This is a genomic window from Halomonas sp. G11 (genome assembly GCF_001663515.1).
Classification (GTDB): Bacteria; Pseudomonadota; Gammaproteobacteria; order Pseudomonadales; family Halomonadaceae; genus Vreelandella.
This window is the reverse complement of record NZ_LYXG01000021.1, coordinates 36,680-52,867: the sequence shown is the minus strand read 5'-3', so window position 1 is coordinate 52,867 and position 16,188 is coordinate 36,680. Positions and strand designations below refer to the sequence as shown.

At 57.3% G+C, this 16,188-nt stretch carries 14 protein-coding genes; all 14 read right to left on the bottom strand.

Annotation, left to right across the window (positions count from 1 at the left end):
• A partial coding sequence (locus tag ADS46_RS10820; protein WP_156524503.1) for a hypothetical protein occupies nt 1–190 on the bottom strand: 190 nt, incomplete at its 3' end.
• Nucleotides 191–227: 37 nt separating this feature from the next.
• Nucleotides 228–1,685 (bottom strand): type VI secretion system protein TssA, encoded by a 1,458-nt coding sequence (tssA, locus tag ADS46_RS10815; RefSeq protein WP_066319901.1) that lies wholly within the window; start codon nt 1,683–1,685, stop codon nt 228–230.
• 12 nt (nt 1,686–1,697) lie between these two features.
• Nucleotides 1,698–2,351, bottom strand: coding sequence for a type VI secretion system-associated protein VasI (vasI, locus tag ADS46_RS10810; protein WP_082926060.1), 654 nt, complete (start codon nt 2,349–2,351; stop codon nt 1,698–1,700).
• On the bottom strand, nt 2,348–3,934 hold the full coding sequence (locus ADS46_RS10805) for a sigma-54 interaction domain-containing protein (RefSeq protein ID WP_082926059.1): 1,587 nt from the start codon (nt 3,932–3,934) through the stop codon (nt 2,348–2,350). Before ADS46_RS10805 ends, vasI begins: the two co-directional genes overlap by 4 nt.
• 4 nt (nt 3,935–3,938) lie before the next feature.
• Entirely contained in the window at nt 3,939–6,554 is a 2,616-nt protein-coding gene (gene tssH, locus ADS46_RS10800; protein ID WP_066319896.1) for a type VI secretion system ATPase TssH, read from the bottom strand.
• Nucleotides 6,555–6,562: 8 nt separating this feature from the next.
• Complete coding sequence (gene icmH, locus ADS46_RS10795; protein ID WP_082926058.1) at nt 6,563–7,405, bottom strand: type IVB secretion system protein IcmH/DotU; 843 nt, start codon at nt 7,403–7,405, stop codon at nt 6,563–6,565.
• A 3-nt stretch (nt 7,406–7,408) separates the two neighbouring features.
• The gene (gene tssK / locus ADS46_RS10790; RefSeq protein ID WP_066319894.1) at nt 7,409–8,743 is read right to left on the bottom strand and encodes a type VI secretion system baseplate subunit TssK; all 1,335 of its coding nucleotides are present in this window, start codon (nt 8,741–8,743) and stop codon (nt 7,409–7,411) included.
• On the bottom strand, nt 8,743–9,282 hold the full coding sequence (gene tssJ, locus ADS46_RS10785) for a type VI secretion system lipoprotein TssJ (protein ID WP_066319892.1): 540 nt from the start codon (nt 9,280–9,282) through the stop codon (nt 8,743–8,745). Before tssJ ends, tssK begins: the two co-directional genes overlap by 1 nt.
• Complete coding sequence (gene tagH / locus ADS46_RS10780) at nt 9,279–10,655, bottom strand: type VI secretion system-associated FHA domain protein TagH (RefSeq protein ID WP_066319891.1); 1,377 nt, start codon at nt 10,653–10,655, stop codon at nt 9,279–9,281. Before tagH ends, tssJ begins: the two co-directional genes overlap by 4 nt.
• 3 nt (nt 10,656–10,658) lie before the next feature.
• Nucleotides 10,659–11,681, bottom strand: a complete 1,023-nt coding sequence (gene tssG, locus ADS46_RS10775; RefSeq protein ID WP_066319914.1) for a type VI secretion system baseplate subunit TssG — start codon at nt 11,679–11,681, stop codon at nt 10,659–10,661.
• Complete coding sequence (gene tssF / locus ADS46_RS10770; protein WP_066319889.1) at nt 11,645–13,402, bottom strand: type VI secretion system baseplate subunit TssF; 1,758 nt, start codon at nt 13,400–13,402, stop codon at nt 11,645–11,647. Before tssF ends, tssG begins: the two co-directional genes overlap by 37 nt.
• A 17-nt stretch (nt 13,403–13,419) precedes the next feature.
• Nucleotides 13,420–13,851: a type VI secretion system baseplate subunit TssE gene (gene tssE / locus ADS46_RS10765; protein ID WP_066319887.1), complete on the bottom strand. Its 432-nt coding sequence runs from the start codon at nt 13,849–13,851 to the stop codon at nt 13,420–13,422.
• Between the two features lie 16 nt (nt 13,852–13,867).
• Entirely contained in the window at nt 13,868–15,352 is a 1,485-nt protein-coding gene (tssC, locus tag ADS46_RS10760) for a type VI secretion system contractile sheath large subunit (protein ID WP_066319885.1), read from the bottom strand.
• A 55-nt stretch (nt 15,353–15,407) separates the two neighbouring features.
• Nucleotides 15,408–15,917 carry a type VI secretion system contractile sheath small subunit gene (tssB, locus tag ADS46_RS10755; protein WP_066319911.1) on the bottom strand — a complete coding sequence of 170 codons (510 nt, stop codon included), beginning with the start codon at nt 15,915–15,917 and terminating at the stop codon, nt 15,408–15,410.
• Nucleotides 15,918–16,188: the final 271 nt, after the last annotated feature.

The window sequence follows — 16,188 nt, the reverse complement described above, 5'->3', positions numbered from 1 at the left end:
CCTCCCAGCGCGGCCCCAACCACCAAATGGCAATCAATAACGCCACCACCAGCAGCGCCCAAAGCAGCGTTGAAAGCCGTAACAGCCCTTTTACCTTGTTGCTCTTGGCCTTGGCACTATTGTGCGCTGTCTGTGCTCTCGATAGACCCGGCACCCAGCGGCCCAGCTTTGATTTTAACGTTGACCACATTAGCCTTTATCCCTCGTCCCTTGTATTAACGATACTGTCAGTGCGACGCATTGAGTGCGGCTTCCAGCCGCGAGACCAATGTCGGCTCCCACTGCTCTAGCGCCAGCGCCGTGACTGTTTGGTGAAGCGTTCGGTAGTGCTGCTGAGCCAGACTTTCCAGTCCCGCTTCATGTAACAAATCCGCGCTTGCCAAACGCCAATAGGCGCTATCGCGTGGCGAGCGGGCACGACTCAATCCTTGATCAAGCACCTTTAACGCGGCTCCGACATTGCCATCCGCCATGGCATCGCGAGCCTCTTGCAAGCCTGCCTGCCAAGCCTCCCCTCCGTCGCTCGATGCTCCCGTACCCTGCGAGCCGCTGAACAACCACCGCTTTGTTTCATCATCGATAAATGCCACCCCGTTATTAAAGGCCAGGGCGTCGATACCCGATAACCGCTCCACAAAGCGCTGGGCTTCCTCACGAATCGCCTCGGCGCAGCGGGGGTGCCCTAACTGCTTCGCAACTCCTGCGCTCAAGCGATGGCCTTCCAGCCAATAAGGGCTCAACGTCAGACTGTTCTCAATGCGCTCCCACAGGTCGTGATCGCTTCCCCGCGCAATCGCGTCGCGGTAATCGGCAACCCGGTCGGCTGAAACAGGCGCCAGTTCGGTTTTACCGTCCTCCCTGGCATTGGGAAGTGCCTGAATCGCGCCCCAGATCGCGAAACGACGCAATCGATAGGCCAAAGGCTCACCGGGGGTTTGCTCGAGCAGGAAATCGGCCATCTTCAACAAGCTTTGGCGATTCGAGCGCTCGTTTCCGGCTTCCATGCGCAGCTCAGGCGCTTTGGCTGAAGAGGGCTGCGTTGTCGTCGCCGCCTGTCTATTCGCATCAGGCTGGTCAGGCAGCGTATTGTCCGACGGCGTTGTCTCGGCAGCGGACGTTGATGCTGTCGGCCGTTGGGCAAGCAATTGTCGGCTCAGCTCATCCAGGTTCTGCCCGGGCAACGCGTTCGCTTCTGCTTGCTGTTGGAGTTCTTCAAGCGATGCCTGGCAGGCCTCAAATTCATCTTCTGCGTTGTGAAAATCGAGGCTCGACACCAACTTCACGCTGCGCTGGATAAACTGCTGAAATAAACGGGCACGTAGCTTGGCACCCCGGCTGCCCGTAAACGGGTAAGCCTGTGACCACCAAGGCTGGCCCACGCTGCGGGCCAGCAGACGCAGCGAAAGCGCAAAACGCACGCCATTTCCACCGTGCTGCAGGCAATGCACTAAATGCCCCAGCACCTTTAGATCCTTGCCTTTGCCGCTTAGCATCCGAACGGCCAGCGTTTCAGCGGTGTCCCAGTCAACGTGGGCATGCTGCAACGAGCCTACCTTCATCATTTCTTCATCGAGCGCCAGATAGTCATTGGTGTCTTCCAGCGGTTCGCCGACGGGGTGTCCTTCATCGTTAACGTCCAGCGGAGCCAATACGGGCGTTAGATGATCTTCAACGGTGATGCGCATTGAGTGACTCCTTTACCAGCGACACGCATCGCGCAGTGGTTGAATATCCTCACGAAGGCCTGATACATCAAAGCGCAGCCCGTCCAAGGCACTCTCATCACTGCGTAATGTCAGTTCCTCAGCACCAAGTAATTGGCGAAGGGTATCGATGGCTGGTAAACCGCGGCCGCCGCTAATCACCTGCCCGCCGTCACGAACCCGCCACTGCTGCTCAATGACGCCTCCATGACCGCTAAGCTCAAGCGTCACTCGGGCACTATCAATGGCTACCGGCATATGCAGTTGAAACCGGGTAATCAGATTTTCACAGGCCATCACCATGACGGGCCTGGGTGGTGTCGTGCCTAATGCGGGCACACTGATCAGCACGTCGCTGCCCGCTTTGCGTATGGTCAACCCCATGTCGTCGCCGGCGCGCGCCGCCTCCTGGCGTTCAATGGCGTGCCATAACGCGGGCAGCTCACTGGTGTCGCCGCTTGGCGTTGGCGTTTTAAACAGCGCGTCGTAGCAGTTCAGGCGCTCTAAACGGGAGGACTCCTCGGCGCATGACCGGGCCTTTTCCAGCAACGCTGTGCGCCCTTCTGCGCGAGAGGGGTGGCTTAATAGCGTCAATAGCACCAGCAAACCACCGGCTAAGACGTGGCGGTTTAACAACATCGTGTTCATTTGGTATCCAGTTCTAATAGCTGGCATTTATGGGCCAGGGTTCGCTTGGGTAAACCAAGGCTTTCTGCTACCTGGGCACGATTGCCCCCGAACCGCCGCAAACGTTGACGAATAATGGCGGACTCGACATCGCGCAGGGCCTGGCGCAGGTCATCAATGTCATCGGGTAGTGCGAATCCAGCGTCTTCCGTCACCTCCGATGAGGCTTGATCACTTTGCTCACCCGGCAACAGGTAAGCGTCGATATCAGCGCCCTGAGGCGTCATGGCGCAGGCATAATCGATCACGTTTTTTAGTTCGCGAACGTTGCCCGGGTAATCGCGGCGATAAAGCAGGCGCAGTGCGGCGGGGGTAATACCCATTTCGTCACGTGCTTCACGTTCACAAAAGTCGCGAATAAAGGACTGGGCTAACGTGGCAATATCGTCGCGCCGTTCACAAAGTGGTGGCAATGCAAGGGGGAACTGGCCTAACCGGTAGTAAAGGTCTGCGCGGAACCGCCGCTCACGAATCTGTTCACGTAGCGGTTGATGCGTAGCCGCCACCAGGCGCAAATTCGCGCAGCGTTCCTCACTGGCCCCGAGCGGTCGGTAGCGGCCACTTTCCAGCACACGCAACAGTTTGGCTTGCAGGGCTAACGGCATATCACCGATTTCATCGAGAAATAACGTGCCCCCGTCCGCTTGGCTGATGAGTCCTTCGCGGGCCTGGTCGGCCCCGGAAAAAGCTCCCTTGGCATGGCCAAAAAGCTCCGACTCAAGCAGCGCTTCGGGAATGGCGGCGCAGTTAATCGCCATGAAGGGACCTTTTGCCCGTCCTGAAAGCTGATGGATAGCACGTGCCACCCGGTCCTTGCCCGTGCCGGTTTCACCCTGGAGGAGGACTGCCAGATTTGTTTCGGCCGCACGCACCACATGCCGACGCAGTGCTTGCATGGCTGACGACTGACCCAGCAGGTCGGCGGCGAGCTGGTCGGCCAGTGCCTGGCGACGGGCACCATCGTTGAGCTTGGCAAGCGAATCTTGCAGCAGGCGGGAGCGCTGACGCTCCCCCTGCTCCCGGGCCAGTCGGGCCCATACACGGCACAGCAAGGCATCAAACGCCACCATGCCGGGGTCTTCCGTCAGGCTGCTTAGCCTTGCCTGGGTACCTACCAACACCATCACTCCCAGCCATTCGTGGTCTTTGTCGGCCGCCCGCAGGGGGCGGATGTGCAGGTACGAGCCTGCGCCAAGTGCGGCCACCTGTTGCTGGAAAGTGGCATCATCCAGGCGCGTGCGTGCATCGGCGACGCTCAGGGTCAATGCTTTGCCGCTGCGAATGACGTGGGCATAGGGGTGATTGAAATCGCTGCAATCAAACTGTCCGTCGTCGCCATCTCGCCCCAGCCAGCGGCCGCTGCCATCGATATACAGACATTCGGCCGATGCCAGCCCCAGGTGGTCTTGCAGCAGTTGGGCTGCTCGCTGGCGCAACATCGACGTTGAGCGACTTTCCACCAGCATCAATGCCAATGGCATAGCCGCCAGTTCAGCTGATAACGCGCTCTTGGCAGAGGATGTGGCATCGGCAGCAGACGTCATGGTGTCAGGCGACCTCCGCAGTAAAGCTGCCGTGGTCAGGATCGACCCCCAACACAACGCTGGCCACGCTTTCACGACGCGCCATCCGCTCAAGCAGTGCACGGGAGAGCGGCGGTAGCAACTCGCCGTCGATCACCGACTCCAGCATGCGCGCGCCATTTTCACTACGCGTTGCCCGGGCGCAGATCGCCTCGACCAGCGCGTCATCCAGTACCACATCTGCCTGGCGGTGGCGTTCGCGGATGCGCGCCGCCAGGGTGGCAAGCTTGGCATTGACGATAGCGCGGAGAGTATCGCCCTCTAGCGGTAAGTAAGTCACCACTTCCATACGTGCCAGCAAGGCCGGTTTGAAGAAGTCGGCCAACTGCGGATAGAGCGCATCATCGAGTGCCGTGGGGTTATCACGGTGAGCGACGATGGCTTCATAACCCAGGTTGGAGGTGAGGAAGAAAAGCACGTTCTTGCAGTCAATCAGCCGGCCTTCTCCATCTGCCAGTTCGCCTTTATCAAACGCCTGGTAAAACAGATTCAGCACATCGGGGTGAGCTTTTTCCACTTCATCCAGCAGTACGACCGAATAAGGGCGCTGACGAATCGCCTCTGTCAGCAGCCCACCTTCACCAAAACCGACATAACCGGGCGGCGAGCCTATAAGGCGGGATACGGTGTGCTTCTCCTGATACTCGGACATGTTGATCGTGGTAAGAAACTGGCGACCGCCATACAGCTGGTCGGCGATCTGTACCACGGTTTCGGTCTTGCCGACCCCGCTGGGGCCAACGAGCAGGAAAGCACCCAGCGGCCGCCCAGGGCGACGCAGGTCGGCACGCGCGGTCAGTAGATGACGGTGGATACGTTCAATGGCAGCGTCTTGCCCCTGAATCATGTCACTCAGGTAGGCAGGTAGCGCGGTCAAACGCGTTAATTCATCGCTGGTCATCCGCTCAACCGGCACGCCGGTCCAGTCGCCAATCACCTGGGCAACTTGCGCTTCTTCAACGCTCGGGTTGACCAGGGTAAAGGTCTGCTGCAATTGGGCTAGCTGCTGTTCACGCGCCGCCAGCTCGGCGTGCAGGGAAGAGGAAAGCGGGTCTTCAGCATGACTTTCGTCATCGAGTAGTTGGCGGTGCAAGGCGACGATGGCATCGACACATTCACGCTGCTCGCCCCAGGCCGCTTCCAGCGTCGCCAGTTCATCGTCAAGGTTGGCTAAACGCTCGTCGAGTTCCTGGCGGCGTGATACGTCGACGTCTCGGCCCAGCAGCGTTTCACGGGCAAGCTGGTCGCGTTCGCGCAGCGCTGCGGTATGCTCGCTTTGCAAATGGCTAAGCTTTCGCGGCGGTGTATCAAGCGTTTGTGCCAGGCGCGTGCAGGCAGTATCCAGCACGTCGATCGCCTTATCCGGCAATTGCCGGCCGGCCAGGTAGCGAGCGGACAGGGCCGCTGCCGCTCTTAGGCCACTGTCGCCAATCAGGACGCCGTGGGCCTGTTCATAGACATCCCGTAAGCCCCGCAGAATCACCAGGGCTTGATCGACGCTGGGCTCAGACAGCGTAACCGGCTGGAAGCGCCGCGAAAGCGCCGGGTCTTTTTCAAAGTATTTCTTGTATTCCCGCCAGGTAGTGGCGGCGATGGTGCGTAGCTCCCCTCGCGCCAGCGCAGGCTTGAGCAAGTTGGCCGCATCTCCACCGCCTTCCTGGTTACCTGCGCCAATCAAGGTATGCGCTTCATCAATAAACAACAGCGTGGGGCGCGGTGCGTTCTTGACCTCGTCTATAACGGCTTTAAGTCGTTTTTCAAACTCACCTTTGACAGCCGCCCCGGCTTGCAGGGCCCCCAGGTCGAGGGTGAGCAACTCGACATCGGCAAGCGCCGCAGGCACCTGGCCAGCCACAATGCGTGACGCGAGACCTTCAACGACAGCGCTTTTGCCGACCCCGGCATCGCCAATCACGATGGGATTGTTTTTGCGTCGACGCCCAAGGATATCGAGCATCTGGTCGATCTCAGGGTCGCGTCCCAATACAGGGTCGAGCGTGCCTTGACGCGCCTGCTCGGTGAGTGAGGTAGCGAAGCGGGCCAGCGCACTGTCGTCAGTATCAGCGGGCACTTGGCGTGGGTGCCCCGTTACCTCGTCCTGGGGAGCCTCGGCTGAATGCGCGGTTATCTGATCCAAATGTCGGCGCAGGCTTTCCCGGTTGATGTCGGCCAGCAGCCTTACCACACCTGCCCCCAAATAGCGTTCCGGATTATGCAACAGCGCAGTAAATACAGCACCGCTTCGCAGTGTTGGATGCTGATACTCGGTGGAGGCAAGCAGCCAGGCATCCTGAAGCAACTCGACCAGAAGCGGTGAAAAGCTCGGCGTTGCCACCTCTACCTCGCGGGGCGGGCGTGTTTCTTCCGCCAACTGCGCGCGTAACGGTGCGATATCCATATCCAGGTGTTCACATATGGCGCGGACATCGCACAGCGGCTGATCCAGCATGGCTTGCAACAAATGCCCCACCGTCACCTCGGGCGCCTGCTGTTGCGCACATAGTAACGCGGCCTGCTCTAGGCCTTGGCGAGCGATCGTATTAAGACGGCCAATCAGCGCTGGTAGCTCTACCCTGAGCATGGTTTCTCCTAACGGTAAAGTTGATTAAGTAGCGAGGTAATTTGTGCCGCCTGTTGGTCCAGCGACCAGGAAAAGCCCCAATAAACGCCGACCATGGCGATACCAAACAACGCAAAGATGCCCCAGGTAGGGAAATGCGATGAACGGCGTTGATGCCCCTGCACGACATTATCAAGGGGGTGGGTTAGCGCTTCTTCACCTGGTTCCTCCAGGCTGTTTAACTGGTCACCCAAGGCCCTGACAACTTGCTCGTACTCCTCGCGACCGTGAGACATCACCCGGTATCGACCTTCAAAGCCAAGGCACAGACACAGGTAAATGAACGCCAGCATGTCTCGGTAGCGTTGGGGTTCTTGCTGGAGGCGGGCAAGAATCGAAAACACTTTTTCGCCGCCCCAGGTTTCGTTATGAAAGCGGGTCAACAGCGAGTGTTCGGCCCATTTACTTTGCCGCCCCCAGGGCATGCCCATCACGGCCTCATCGATAAATGAACACAGCACATAGCGATAGGCGAGCAGCGTGGCTCGGTCATAACCCTGCTCGGTCAGCTCGATTTCAATGGCAGCGATTTCATCGACAACCTGACGGTAAAGGCGCTCAATATCACCCGCTTCATCCAGTTGCCGCACCCTGACCACCATGCCCAGCAGGCTGCTGGCCGCATCAACCAACGGATTCAGGTTATGGCCGCGCAGGCGGAACCAATAATCCTCATCAGCATCAAGCTGCTCGGCGTGGCTATGAATCAAATGCTCCAAACCACGCTCGTTAATTAGATCCTCATGACGCACGCTGTCATTAGGTGCCTGGGAACGGCTCAAGCTGTGCGAATCGGTGGCAAGCTGCTGCATGGTTTAACTCCTGATAGCCCAGAACTGCATTTCCAGCCCTGGAAATTCACCGGCGACGTGAAAAGCAAAGCCGCTGGCACCGTTGAGCATGCCCCACGCCTCGCTTTGGCGGTCGAGCTGGAAATAGCTATAGCCAGCGTGATAGGGCAGTTCGCGTGGAGCCACCGGTAACGGCTCAAGCGGAATGCCGGGTAGCTGAAGGCTGATGAGATCGCGGATTCGCTCGACGCTCGCCACCTTGGTTTGCTGTAAAAACAGCTTGCGTAGCCGTTCATTGGGCATGTCGGCGCGCACGGCGAGGATGAATTCCGCAGATTCGATCAGGCTAAGGTCAGACAGCGGCGCCACTAGCAGGCCATAGCGCCGTGTCTGCAGCTGGATAGCCACGGCACGGGGTTCGAGCACCGTCGACAGCGCCTGGCGAAGCATTTTCATCAACGGATGAAAGGCGCCTTCGGGGTGATCGTGGTCGTAGGCGGGACACTCTGGGGGCAGCCGTGATTCGTCAGTAAAGGTGACAAGTTCACAGGCCACTTCATGCATGGTGTCGTAAAGTCGCTCAGGGTGCAGTTGACCCAACCGAGCGAGGTGCTGAAAACGCGGCTGGGCGCGGTTAAGCAGTTGCAGCAACATAAAATCGGAGACATCAGCAACGCCCGCCTGATGCGGCGTAGACAGGCGCTGGGCAATGTTACGCGCGCGTTCGCGCATCAATCCGGCCATCTCGCCCACAAACCGCTGCAACCCAGGTGCCGCTTGCACATTGAGCAGGGTTGGCAAGAACTGCTCATCAAGCACTAGGCTGCCGTCAGGGCGACGCTCAACAATGCGCGCAACGGCGAGGCAGGCGTAGCCGCTACGGTCATCGCGTTCGAGCAGCAAGCGGGGCGACACCCGAGCGACATTGATATCGGTGGACACGCCCTCCTGCGAGTGAAGATCACGCACGCTGCGCGACAATAACCGGTAGCGCGCCGACAAGTTGTCTTCAGGCCAACGCACTTCGCCAATACCATCGGTTGCCAGCGGCAAGCCTAGGTACACGACCTGATTGGTAATACTGGCGTCACTAATTTCCAGCGGCGCGGGCTCAACGTCATCGCCTGGGAGGTGAAACGCCACGCCGTCGGGCATGACGCCACTTGCCCGACTGATGGCGATGCGGCCAAAACTGAGGAATTCATTATTGAGTTCCAGCGAAAGGAAGCCGTATAAATAGTGGCTTACCCCCTTTAAGCGCGTATCCAAGATCCCTTCCAGGCTGCGCTGCTGTTGCTGGAAGTGCTGAGGCTTGATGAATAAGCCCTCGCTCCAAACCACACGATTCCGGCTGGCCATTATCCCTCCTTCCTTAACTCAGCTTCGCTGTCACGGAGGTGAACCAGCAGGTGATAGTGCTCGCCACGGCTTTTCACCTTGACGACCTTCTTCCATTCCGCCTCATTGGGGGAGGCGTAATACGCAATCAGCCCGATATAACGAGTGTCTTCATCGACCTCGAAGGGCGCGTAGAACTTCCATTGCTCTGGCAGCAACGTAAAGTCATCGTGGGCGAGGTAATTCGTGCCCAGGGTTTCTTCCAGGTCGTTTTCCAACTGACCTAAATCCGCGGCCATAAGCATTGAATCATCTTTCAACTGCAGGACTTGAAAGCGAAGCGGTGTCCCCTCGCCTTCCACGTTAGGGTTCACATCGGGTTCCGCCAGCATGCTGAGATCAATCTTGGTAGGCTGATCACCGGGATAACCCACCGGGATGTCGGGGTCCTTCATGACCTGCCAGGCTTTACTGGTGGCTTCCCGAGTCGACGCGCAACTTGTCAGCAGCAAGGTGAGGCAGAGCAGTCCGACAAGCCTTGCGATACCAGGCGCAGTCATGTCTCCTCCCGCTGCTGGCGACGCACAGACTGGTCGTAGGCTTGCTCAAACACTTCCCAAAACAGCTTTTGAAACCCTTGCTGCCGGTCAGAATTCAGTTCCCGGTAATAGTGGTCATACATTTCCCACGCCCAGCCACTTTCGTTATCGATACGATTTCCGGCGCCGCGATAGGCATGAAAGCGTTTAAGCAACGCCTCGGGGGAAAAGGCGTCCAGAATGGCGCTCAGTGCGTGGCCAATGGCGTCTTCGACCGCCGCTTGATGCTGGCCCTGGTGACGCAAACTCTCGGCCACGGCTTCCGGTGCTGACAGGTGCACAGGGCTGCGGGACGCTGACAGCATGGTTTCAGCCGTTTCCTCGAATGACTGCCCCAAGCGCAGTGGATTGTCCTCGATCGGTTGCAGGCGCCGATCACGTAGCGGGTACTTACTGTCATTTTGGGTCTGTTGTAATACCCGCAGCCCGTCGATGGCGGCACGCAGCGTCTGGCCCGCTTCTTCCAGGAAAGCTTGTTGCTCTTCACTATCCCGAAAAGGCAGGTCAATACCCAATCCCCGCAGTAATGGGTCAGCACCAACATGGCTTAGCGAGCGCGACGTTGGCTTTTGCCAACGGTCTTCCAATTGCTCACCCACCGAGCGTTCCAGGTCGTCTAATTGCCGCTCATCCATGTCATTGCTCCTGTGTGTTTTTTGGCCGTTAAGTGAGGGTATGTCTGGTAGGCTCACCGCTTCGCGACGGCGTTCTTGCTGAGCCCATTGCTGATATTCATGGCGCTGAGAAACAGGCAGGCTATCGACCGATTCCAACATGGCCGGTCTGGGAGCATCGTCTTCCAGTGCCACCATCGGGTCGTGCTGCAACGATCCGGGGATGACGCCGCCCAGCGCTTCGATAGGATCTTGGCGCTGCGGTTGCTCACGATTGAGGCCATGGCTTCCCACCGGCGACGCATGCCCATGAACGGTGACGTCTTCGTGCTCCTCATCAACCAGAGTAGCGAGGGAGTGCGCGCCAGGCTGCCAGGACTGACGATCGCCAAGATGCACTTTCAAGCGGTACTCACCGATCAACAGCTCGTCTCCGTCACGCAGCGCCACCTTCCGTCCACGCCCCAAAGGCAAGGTCGAGCGGTTGATGAAGGTTTGTCCACTGCTATCGATGAGGCAAAACTTCCCGTCAATTTTGGTGATATCAGCATGACCTGGCCGAATACGCCCTCTATGGTCTTGCAGCAGCCAGTGATCGTGCGCGCCGCTGCCCAAGGTGCCACCGCCGCCACGGAAGACGAAGCTGCTGGTCGAGCGCCCTTCGAGCGCTTCACTGTTGATGACCACCAGGGTGATGGCATCGGTCTGAATGGCATTCATGGCTTAACTCGTCATTTGGATGCGCACGCGGCGACGACTTGGGTTATCACCGCTCTCTGGGTCGACAAAGGTGGTCCAGCCAAGCTGGCACGAACCACCATCCCCCAGACGCATGGGTTTGACAGCGCTGGGCAACAGTTCAAGTTCAAGGTCGTAGGCCAGCGGCTCACGCAGTACAAAACTCACCAGCGTTTTCAAAGGATGGTGCTCCTCACCGTCGGGCAAAAAGTCTCTAAAACGAGAGAGGCTCAAGCCCCGTAAGCACAGCGCGAATTTGCCCTTGACGTCGGCAACACGCTCCCCGGCCACCACGTTCTCGCCCAAGGTCATACCAGCAAGGCCCGCACGGCTTCGTTGGTCGGGGGGTATGTCGACCCAACGCAACACCCATTCATCAACCTCTACCTGATCCAGGTCAAAACAGTGACCGACAATGCCGCATACCACGTCGGGAGAACGCGAGCGGCCTGCCAGCAGACCTGCGTAGGCCAGCATCTTGCTCCAGTTGATCGGTGTCTCGCCGCGTAGATCACCGTCAGCCAGCCCCACCAACGCAAAAATCGCCGCTGAAAACCCATCCTTGGCATCATCCTGGTAACGCACGTAGTGGCGGTATTTGCGCCAATTGCGGTGCATCAGGGTTAGCAGGCGATGATTAAAAAAATCTAGAAAATCGCCCGCTGCTCCTTCCTGGTGTGCTGACTCATGGGCCAGCGCTTCAAGGTAATAGCTTGGGAGCGGCGACTGGGCGCCCTGCAGTCCCAGAAAGCTGACCTTCATCTCGTACTGGCCACTTTCGTTCATCGCCAGGTTCAGCACATCGCTACCGGGGAAACCCAATGAAGCCGATGCCTTGAAGCGCACGCGCTGCCTTGAGGGCACGCTACCGCCAGGCCCCTGCTCTAAATCATCGCCATGATGACGGTGCAGGAGCTCAACCAACTGGAAAAACTCGTAACGTCTCGCCTCCTTAATGAGAGGCGCTAGCGCTACATCAGGGGCTGCTGCCCCGCCTGTAAACTCCATGTGTAGCGCTCTTGGTTATGTCGATTAACAACATGCAACTCATGAAAAGAGTTGATGCTGGCGTAAAGAGAGAAAAACCGCGCCAGCACACTGCCAAACAGGTACAAACTGCCTTCATCACCAAAGGCGTCCTGATCCAAGGTCATCACTGAGCGAAGGCCACGTATGGGCATCCCTTTGCTCAGCCGATCAACCGACTGCGTTTCGATATCCACGATGCCTGCCCATCTTTTTTGCGCAATGCGCTCTGCTTGACGATCGACAAGCGCGCGAAAGTCATACGCTCGCAGCACCGAACACAGGGCATCACGCTCCAGTAACGAGAGGTAGTTGAGCGACAGATTGGAGATCAGCATCCAGAGCAGCCCATCATCCAGTGCGGGTCGCAACACAGGCGTCGGACGGGTGATATTGCGAAAATCGGCATAAGCAGGACTGCTCTCAGTCGGCACGCAAACATCGCCCACCGTCAGTTGCTCTGGCAGTTCACGATTGCTGCAAGTCAACTGCAATGAGATTGTTTCACGGCTTTCAAGGTGTGCCTGCTCGTCGCCCCGAATAAAAGCGATATCGTGGTCAAAGCCATCGCTACGCAGGCTGTCACGCACTCGTAAACGGTAATAGAGGGCTTCGCGCCCCCGGTCGCGCTCTATTTGATGTTGAAAACTTTCAAAGGGCACATAGCGCCGGGGCTCACCCTGTTGGCCTGCCCGACCTACCCAACCGTGAACATTGTCCACACTGAACACCTCGTAATGCGACGGTGAGCGTGTGCTTGGACGCAGACGATACTCGCTACGCTCACCACTCAGATCGATCGGCTCGGCATCGTGGCTGAACAAGTTAATCGCCGGTGTGCAATAAAGCGCCAGGTGTTCATCCTGAACCCGTACATCCGTCGGCAGGGTGCGCGAAAACTCAAAACGTAACGTGACCCTTTCCGCTGGCCTTGACGGTAAGTACTGGTTCAGCCTTGTGACATCGAAGAAGTGAAACGCTTCGGGAAAGCAAAGGTACTCCTGCAAAATCCGATAGCCCTGATGCACATTACGGGGGTAAGGCAATAGCGCCTGATCACGCTCAAAACCGACTGCTTGAAGTGCATCGGTGGGCAGGGATTGCTGCCAGCCATCAACGTCCAACTCGACGCGGGTCAGGTAATGGTTAAGCCATAGGTACAACGTTCTTGCCGTATAGGCATCGCCGCCTAGATGCAGCCGCAACGACTCAATCCCCATGGCGTCCATCGGCTGGTCGCTGTGCACATCCATCGCCAGCTCGACCACTGAGGCTTCACGCGTATGCCGTGCGTTCACACCACTATGAGCTAGCGGGTATAGCGTTACGTCGTGACAGGTGCGGAATAAACAGGCGGTATTTTCCACGGGCGTGCTGGCAAGCGACGTACCTCTTGCAACGGGCTGTTGATGGCTTAACGCATGCCACGCTGGGGTAAATTGCACGACCGTCATGCTGGGCACGGGCCGCAGATAGTTCGGCCACAGCATGCTGATAAGCGAATGAGTGAGCTCAGGAAACTCGTCTTCCACTTTCTCCCGCATACGACCGGTTAAAAAGGCAAACCCTTCCAGCAGGCGCTCGACGTCCGGGTCGGTACTACGTTCAGACAGGAAGCGGCTTAGGCCTGGGTTTGCTTGTGCAAACTCCCGCCCCTGACGCTTCAGAAAGTTGAGTTCATCTCGATAATAGCGATTGAGCATGCGTGCCCCTCAGCCCATCAGTTGAGACACTGATAACGCTTGTTGTTAAGCAACAGGTCGATGGTGGTATGGGCACTCGCCTTCCCAAGCGCAACGGTGGCATGGACTTGAAAACGCAGTTGCAATGGATCGCCTGCACTGGGCAAAGCCTCAACATCCACGCGTTTTACCCGCGGTTCGAAGTGCTCAATGCATTGCCGGATCGCCTGCTGGACGCTGAGCTCCAGGTCGAGTACGCCGATCGTGGCATCGTTAAAATCCAGCAGACCCAATTCTGGCGCGCAGGCGCAATTCCCCGGATGACTGTTCAGCAATTCCACCAGATGGCGCTTGATGGACTCAACGACCTCTTCAAGCCGACCGTCTTCTTCGTAACTCACCGGTTGATGAGGTGCAGCAAGACGCTCGAACAAGCGAGTGCCTAATAGCCCGTTGCTGTTAGCTGCCATCGACCTGCCGTCCCTATTATTCCTTGTCGAGACGCCCGACGAGTGATAGCTCGAAGTTAGCTCCCATGTATTTAAAATGCGGCCTAACCGCCATTGAGACCTGATACCAGCCTGGATCGCCCTCTACATCCGACACCTGAATAGAAGCCGCACGGAGCGGGCGCCGACTACGCACATCGGCAGGCGGGTTCTCTTGGTCAGCGACGTATTGGCGAATCCAGGTGTTGAGCTCACGCTCAAGATCCTGACGCTCTTTCCAGGAGCCGATCTGCTCGCGCTGGAGCACCTTCACGTAGTGCGCCAAGCGGTTGATGATGAACATATAAGGCAGTTGGGTGCCCAGCTTGAAGTTGGTTTCCGCCGCCTTGCCTTCCGCCGTGTTGGGAAACACCTTGGGCTTTTGCACAGAATTCGCCGAGAAGAAAGCGGCATTGTCGCTACCTTTTCGCATGGTCAGCGAGATAAAACCCTCTTCAGCCATTTCAAATTCACGCCGATCCGTGATCAGCACTTCCGTGGGAATTTTGGCCTGTAGCTGACCAAACGCCTCATAGGTATGAACCGGCAGGTTTTCGACGGCCCCTCCACTTTGCGGGCCGATGATATTGGGACACCAACGGTATTTAGCGAAGCTGTCAGTCAAACGTTCGGCGAGCAGGTACGCAGTATTGCCCCACAGATAATGATCATGGTCTTCACTTACCGTTTCCCGGTAATTGAATGTTTTAACAGGGTTTTCGACAGGATCGTAAGGCGTACGCAACAGGAAGCGCGGCGCCGTCAACCCTAGATATCGCGCATCCTCAGACTCACGCAAGCTGCGCCAGCGCGCATATTTAGGACCTTCGAAGATGGCCTTGAAGTCCTTGATGTTCGGCAGTTCCTCAAAACTTTCAATACCGAAGAACGAAGGCGCTACCGATGACATAAAGGGGGCGTGCGCCATGGCGCCCACCGCGGCGGTATGCTGCAGCAACTTCATGTCAGGAGTGGAAGGCGAAAAATCGTAATGACCGATTATTCCGGCTACCGGCTCGCCACCAAACTGACCATAACCCGCATTATAAACATGATGATAGAGGCCGCTCTGACTGATTTCCGGCGCGAATTCGAAGTCTTCCAGCAGCTCTTGCTTCGTGGCATGCAGCACATCGAGCTTAATATTCTCACGAAAATCGGTCCGATCAACGAGAAGCTTCAGACCTCGCCAAGCTGACTCGAGCTCCTGAAACCCCGGCTCGTGCAAAATTTCATCGACTTGATGGCTGATCTTGCGATCCAGCTCAACGATCATGTTATCGACCAGCGACTTATTGACACTAGGCGTCGCTTCACTGCCTTTAAGCAACTCAGAAATAAACGCTGCCACACCCTGTTTGGCGACGTCATACCCTTCATCGGCTGGTGCCATGCGGGTCTGAGCCATTACCTGATCGAGCAGCGAAACATCCTCTGATTCTGTCTCTGCCGCCGTAGTCTGCTGCTTTGCTGTTTTACTCATCATTCCGCCCCGAATTCGCTGAAACGCACGCTTTAAAGATCTATCTGACTAAGCGTTACTCGCCTTTGCCCTGGGTATCCAGCAACGCCAACTCATCCAGCAACTGCTGTCGAGCTTCATCGCTTTCCAACAACTTCTGCAGACGATCACGGAAGGCAGGAACATTGCCCAGCGGCCCTTTCAGAGCTACCAGGGCTTCGCGCAACTCGACCAGTTGGCGCAACTCTGGCACTTGCTTGGCAACCGAATCAGGTGAGAAATCGCTGAGCGATTTGAAGGACAGATCCACCGCCATGTCGCCCGACTCCTCGCTATCGTCAGCGAGGCGGTTAGGCACCGACGCCTGCAGGGTTAGGCCTGCCTCGCGCATGACCGACTGAAAGTTGTTTTTATCAACAGAAACGGCTTGCCGCTCTTCTATCGGCGCCTCTTCCTCTTTGCCCTTAAAATCGCCCACAACCAGCAGCTTGAGCGGCAACTCAGTCTCCGCCTGCTGGTCACCAGTCGCCGGTACATACTTGATATTGATGCGCTCTTTTGGCGCAACAGTGCCTTGTTTAGCCATGATGGTTCGCTCTGCCCCGGAGCCTAGCAAAAGGCTTCCTACAACTGTGAATGGTTATTAATCCCGGGAATTTAGCGGACTTGACCAATACCCGCCAACCCGGACATTGAGCAACGACGAGCCACTTCCATCCAGCTGGCTTACAAGGTTTTGGAGATTTTCCTGAATTTCGGCGCTTTTGCCTTCCATTTCACTTCAGAAAAACAAAGCCCAAAATTCCATGTAAGAAATATCTTACATACGAATGGTCAATCTCTTATAAAAATGGACC

Bases quoted from the DNA above. Each gene is read 5' to 3' on its own strand.
- tssA (WP_066319901.1), bottom strand. From the start codon at position 1,685: ATGCGCATCACCGTTGAAGATCATCTAACGCCCGTATTGGCTCCGCTG.
- vasI (WP_082926060.1), bottom strand. From the start codon at position 2,351: ATGAACACGATGTTGTTAAACCGCCACGTCTTAGCCGGTGGTTTGCTG.
- ADS46_RS10805 (WP_082926059.1), bottom strand. From the start codon at position 3,934: ATGACGTCTGCTGCCGATGCCACATCCTCTGCCAAGAGCGCGTTATCA.
- tssH (WP_066319896.1), bottom strand. From the start codon at position 6,554: ATGCTCAGGGTAGAGCTACCAGCGCTGATTGGCCGTCTTAATACGATC.
- icmH (WP_082926058.1), bottom strand. From the start codon at position 7,405: ATGCAGCAGCTTGCCACCGATTCGCACAGCTTGAGCCGTTCCCAGGCA.
- tssK (WP_066319894.1), bottom strand. From the start codon at position 8,743: ATGGCCAGCCGGAATCGTGTGGTTTGGAGCGAGGGCTTATTCATCAAG.
- tssJ (WP_066319892.1), bottom strand. From the start codon at position 9,282: ATGACTGCGCCTGGTATCGCAAGGCTTGTCGGACTGCTCTGCCTCACC.
- tagH (WP_066319891.1), bottom strand. From the start codon at position 10,655: ATGAATGCCATTCAGACCGATGCCATCACCCTGGTGGTCATCAACAGT.
- tssG (WP_066319914.1), bottom strand. From the start codon at position 11,681: ATGGAGTTTACAGGCGGGGCAGCAGCCCCTGATGTAGCGCTAGCGCCT.
- tssF (WP_066319889.1), bottom strand. From the start codon at position 13,402: ATGCTCAATCGCTATTATCGAGATGAACTCAACTTTCTGAAGCGTCAG.
- tssE (WP_066319887.1), bottom strand. From the start codon at position 13,851: ATGGCAGCTAACAGCAACGGGCTATTAGGCACTCGCTTGTTCGAGCGT.
- tssC (WP_066319885.1), bottom strand. From the start codon at position 15,352: ATGAGTAAAACAGCAAAGCAGCAGACTACGGCGGCAGAGACAGAATCA.
- tssB (WP_066319911.1), bottom strand. From the start codon at position 15,917: ATGGCTAAACAAGGCACTGTTGCGCCAAAAGAGCGCATCAATATCAAG.